Annotated in this window: 3 protein-coding genes; 1 reads left to right on the plus strand and 2 read right to left on the minus strand. The window is 58.6% G+C overall.

What is annotated here, in order from left to right; genetic code table 11:
* Window positions 1–804: 804 nt before the first annotated feature.
* Both P0R31_RS40380 and P0R31_RS40385 read right to left on the minus strand, forming a co-directional pair.
* The gene (locus P0R31_RS40380) at window positions 805–1,101 is read right to left on the minus strand and encodes a transposase (protein WP_275521153.1); all 297 of its coding nucleotides are present in this window, start codon (window positions 1,099–1,101) and stop codon (window positions 805–807) included.
* Between the two features lie 1,004 nt (window positions 1,102–2,105).
* Window positions 2,106–3,707: a class I adenylate-forming enzyme family protein gene (locus P0R31_RS40385; RefSeq protein ID WP_275521155.1), complete on the minus strand. Its 1,602-nt coding sequence runs from the start codon at window positions 3,705–3,707 to the stop codon at window positions 2,106–2,108.
* A gap of 1,591 nt (window positions 3,708–5,298) precedes the next feature.
* Here P0R31_RS40385 and P0R31_RS40390 point away from each other — a divergent pair.
* Window positions 5,299–5,493 (plus strand): transposase (locus tag P0R31_RS40390; RefSeq protein WP_275521157.1); only part of this gene is annotated, 195 nt, incomplete at its 3' end.

Raw genomic sequence — 5,493 nt, forward strand, 5'->3', positions numbered from 1 at the left:
ACCGGAGCAGCGCGTCTTCGTCGGCGCCAAGCTTCTTCAACGGATGACGATCCAATCCGGGGACGATTCCAGCGACGAACCAGCTAGAGAGGCTCATCTCGATGACCGCGATCAGCGTACTGTTCTGTTCCAGGACCGTGGAAGACCGGCCAAGATCGTTTGCATTTTGCATGGGGGGCTCCATTGCTCATGACCAGCCTCAATACTCTCACGGCTTTGCTGGTCACCCCATAGTATCTTCCGCCGCATCCTCGCCTAGCTCAGGAAGCTCTTGCGCTTTATCCTGATCGTCCTTTGGCGCGCCTTCGCAAACCCAAGCGCCCTCAACCCCGCTTGTTAACGGACGACGCATTATCGCTGGTCTGCAAGGCCGTACGATAATCCAGCGCTGAATGGCTTCTACCGCGCAGCGCGTCGGACCTAGCTCCGCCGTCTGAAATGACGCAGCCAGAAAAAGTCAGCTCATGGTTTGGTCGGAGTTCGAGATCCTAATGGCACGCCTCCGCCGGCCAAGTTCACGCATCACAGGACGCGGGTTCGGGAGGAGCCGTGTATGGGAACCTGCGAGACAAACCCAAATGACTGAGCTACTCAACCACCGTCCTGGCATTCCGCGTTATAGGCGTTGTCGAGCTCCGATCCGACTTCAGAAAATCCTACACCCATTCCACTGTTAAGAGGTGCCGACGGGTACAACTTTTAGGCCCTTTCCGCTTCAAGATGCCCGTGCAATACGCGACTCTTGAAGAGCTGCTTGTAACATGGCTCGAGCCAGCAGCCATGCAGTCGGACGACACTTCAGGTCTAGACTAGAATCAAATTCGTGCGCAGCCAAGGCAACGACTTCGGCGCCTCGCGCTCCAGGCGCCGAACTAGGTTTCTGATCAATCGCTCGGCGCGATGTGCATCATCGATAGCCCAGGCCACGCGCAGCGCCTTGCGGATCGGCCCATGCAGATGCTTCGGCAGGCGTTCGACGATGTTGCGCGCCTTGTGGATCTGACAGCGTCGGATCGGCGTGTGCGACGAATGCTCTCGCGGATTGCCCTCGTCGGCGCTTTTGCTCCATCGGCGTCGCGGTGCTCTCGTTGCACCTTCCACGATGGCCAGCGGGTGCTTGCCTGCCTCGCTGTCGACCCCCCGCGGCGACCAGCGTCAGATTTTCCCGGATATGCAGCCCGTCGATCGAGTTGCGATAGATCGGGCGACATCCATTGGGCCATCCGCGTAGCCGACAACTCGGCGAACCGACGCGGCACGGCCGACTGGGGTCCGGCTTCGCCAAGCTCCGCCGGCACAATCGCGCTCAGGCAGACAGCCGGCGTGGCCGAACTTGCGGGTCGAGACATTCAGCAGAATCAGGTTCATCACCCACCTGCCAAGCCATTTCTCCGAGCGGGCAGCCTCCCAACTTGACAATGCAAGCTCGCCGCTGGCAGGCGCGGCCGCCGCACCCGGATCGTCCATAATGGAAGGCCAACCGGCTTGTCTTTCCCCAGCGGTGGCCACTGGGTTCCTTCAACCCCCCGTGGCACAGTCCACAGAGCCGCTCGACGCTCTCTTCCATCATCTCGCCCAGCGTGGCGATGCCCGCCGTCAGGCAGGAAACGGTCACAGCTTTCCTTGACCGTTTGCCAAGCCGCTTCCACCATCTCGGTCGCGGCCGGCTTCGGTGCCGTGATCTTCTTCATGGCGTTGCTTTCCTTGATGGATTTCGACACTCAGAGCCCACAGGCTACGAGGTGAGCAACGCCGATCCTCCTGATTCAACATCGGTCGGGACATTCTCCACTCTCGCCTAACGAGGTAACCAGGGATGTTCCGTGCAATGAGAATGCTATCAGAGGCGCGTTCAGTGCGTTCGCTCTCATGACGCTCGGCCGCAGGGCTCCACAGTAGAGCAGCACGTCCGTACCCCGGGGGCAGCGGCCACCGGGCGCCAACGACCAGAAGATCGGCGCCGGCAGTGATCTCCAGATTATTCCGAAGACTGATTTCGCCTCGATCGAGGGAACGCCGACTACTATCATAGGACTCCTTTGCGGTCGCTTGAAGCATCGAACTGGCTACTCCGCCCATACCCGAACCAGGCAGAAACGGCGGCTTCAACGCCAGCGCTTCTGCTCGCTGTCGTAGGCGCCGGCGAGCGGATCCCTGACATTCATTAGCTCCCGTTTAAGTACTTTACTGCTGGAGGTGGTTCTAGGAAGCGCCGGAGTGAAGGCGATGTACCGGGGCACTTTGAACATGGCAAGGCGCGCACGAGCATGCTCGAGAATGCGCTCCACAAGCAGATCAGCTGGGGTGACACCTTCCTTCAGCTCTACGTAGATCTTGACCTCCTCACCGCCCTTGTCATGGGGAACGGGCACAGCGGCCACATCCGCGATCTCGGGGATCTCGCAAACGACGGTCTCCACCTCGAGCGCAGAGATGTTCCCATGCTCCGCGTGCCGGATCATGTCCTTTTTACGTCCTACGAACCAGAAAAAGCCGAGTTCGTCGCGGCGCAACAAATCACCCGTCTTGAACCATTCACCCTCGAATGCGGCGCCATTTGCTTCCGGCCTATTCCAATAGCCCTTGAAGATCGCACGACCTTGCACCCACAGCTCGCCGACTTCGCCGACCGGCGTGAGGCTGCCATCCTCGTTCACCAATCGGAGCGCTCGAAAGGGCGAGCGAATCCCGACCATATCGGGGTCAATCATCTCTTCGATATCGGTTGTTTGTGTGCCGTATCCGATTTCCGTCATCCCATACCAACACGAGGTGGGCACTCCGAACCGCTCGCGGAATCGGCGCACCGTGTCAGGACTCCAGCGTCCGCCGCTTCGCACGACCTCCTTCAGGCACGTCAACGATTCGGCGTTGGCTTCGGGCTGATGTGTGAGCTTCTCGGGAAACTGACACCACTCGATGCGGTACCGCTTGATCCAAGCGATGAACTGCGTCGATTTGAGCCTCGTAGCCATGTACAACGTACCGCCCTCACGATATGACTTCAGAAGGTGTATTAGCGCAGTGACATAGAAGAAGGGCGCCACAAAGAGATATCGATGGTACGGCTGATTGGCGTGGTACGCTGACGCGTACGAGACCACACCCCAATAGTCGTGCGTCAACATGCAGCCCTTCGGAAAGCCCGTCGTGCCTGAGGTGTATTGGATGCTCAGCAGGTCGTCGGGGCCAATATCCTCGTCCACTTGTGCGTCGTCGAAGTCCTTAAGCAATTCATCGAGAGTAGTAGCTGCCCCAGTAGAAGGCTGTCCAACAAGAAGCACCCGCCCCTTGGCAAGGTCTTGCGGCCAAGGGTCCATCGCGGAGAACACTGGCCATACCGATTCGTCGGCGATCGCGAATTTCGCCTCAGTGTCACTCAGAACGTACTCGATCTCCCTGGGCGTGTAGTACATGTTGACCGGCACCAGCACCGCACCGAGTTTTGCGAACGCGAACCACAGGATCGGGAATTCGATGCGATCGGGCAGCATCACACCAATGCGATCGCCCTTGCGCACTCCGAATGCTCGCAGCGCATGTGCATATTTGTTGGACCAGCGGTCCATCTCGGAGTAGGTCGCGCGCTCGCCGCGCTCGAAAAGGTCGATAGCTATCTTTGAGCCGTGCGTTCGCGCCCGCATTGAAATCAGCTGTCCGACCGTGACGGTTTCATATGCGGCTTCCAGCGCCTCGATCCTGCACAAGGCGTTTCGCACTCGGTCGTGCAGTTGGCTTGGTGTCGCGTTTGTAGGGGCCATCTCATTAAACCTTGGCATTCAGAGGACAAAGAGACAAAGACAAGTCGGCCAACGGGTGCATACTTTCAATTGACAGCTCACCGAGGCCGCCGATTTCCCACAGACTTGGCCTGCCCGTCCAACGCGCGGGTGACGGAGGCACCACCGTTGATCAGACGGGCCGCCATCACCCACGAAGATCGAACGTGACCCGTAGCTTGTCAGTCGGATCGATGTCGAACGGCAGGTGCGACGATGCGGTGAACACCTTGTGATTGGATCAGAGTGGATCGCGTGATCAGACATTCTATTAAGGGCTTAGTGCCTTTTTGTGCAGCGGTGTTGGTCATGTACTTGAACGAAGCGTGAGACGGGCACGGATTAGGTCTGCTACCTATTGGCGCACCTTGTCCTATGGTATTGAGCTGCGTCATAGCCTCTACGTCGAGTTAGTAATTGATGGTACATGATTGGCTGGGATTGAGACACTACCTACTCTGGTGATGAATACCGTCTCCAGCTGAGGTTCACGGGACGAACGATCTAAGACCTGTGCTCTTCCTTTAGGCCGGCCAAGACCCTGGCCGTCGTGCTGCCGACATTGAAAAGGGCGCAGGCTAATCACCGGCGATCTCGTCGGCTTAATGGAGATCAGCCTCCCAGGCTCTTCGACCCAAAAATCTGGCCTGTCGATCTGCGCCTCTCCTGATGAGCGAGCATATCTGCTCGGTGTGTAACGCTGATTAGCGAGCGCACATCAAGACCAAAAAGCGCAGCATTAAAGGAGTCCGCGCCATCTGGCGATGTTCAAGGAAACGCCGGATGCCGCGATCGAAGAGCTGCGCCGGACCATGGCCAAAAAGGGCTGGTGTTTGGCGAAGACACGATCCGTCGCTTTTTGGTCCGGCAAGCCCTGCCCGCAAAAAAGACCTCACACGGCAGCGAGCAGGACCGGCCGGACCTCGTGAAATCGTGAAACGGCGGCAGCATTGGCTTGACTGCCAACTGCGCTTTATTCCCGAGCGCCTCGTGTGGGTCCATGAGATCTGGGGTTTGACCAACATAGCCCGCTACTACGGCGCTGTCGGCGTGGAGAGATTCCCCACGGCCATTGGAAGACCGCGACTTTTCTCGCCGGTATTAGCTGCGGCGGCATCATCGCTCCTTGGGGTCCTCGATGGGCCAATCAACCGCGACACCTTCGAAATCCGTGTTGAGAAGGTTCTCATTCCCGTCGTGACCAGGCTCCATTGTCGTCATGGACATGTGTGGACGCCCCCGTTGGTGCAAGAAGAACGTTTCGAAGAGCACGGAGCGTGGTCGGGCGTTGACTTATGTCCGGCTTTTTCTGCGGCTGTCACATGCCGCCGGCCCGTATGGAAGTTCGCCGAGCGGGTCCAATTCAAGCTCGCGTGTTCAAGGCGCGTATCCACCGATCCCGTCTCGTTGAACATTGCGCCATACTCTCCGGTTGACCTTCTCACTGAAGTGGCCCCCGGATTTGGGACCAGAAGCCTAGTTGGAATGTAGCCGTTCCGTTTGGTAAACGGAGCGGACGATGACGAAGAAGACGAGACGGAAGATCGACGCGGCGCTGAAGGCGAAGATCGCTTTGGAGGCGCTGCTTGAACAGGTGAGCGTGGCCGATCTGGCGCAGCGCTACGAGGTGCATCCCAACCAGATTTATTCCTGGAAGAAGCAACTGCTGGATCAGGCGGCCAGAGCTTTCGATCCCGCTGGGGAGGCGGCGGAC

Source organism: Bradyrhizobium yuanmingense (assembly GCF_029167105.1).
Taxonomy (GTDB): Bacteria; Pseudomonadota; Alphaproteobacteria; order Rhizobiales; family Xanthobacteraceae; genus Bradyrhizobium; species Bradyrhizobium yuanmingense_A.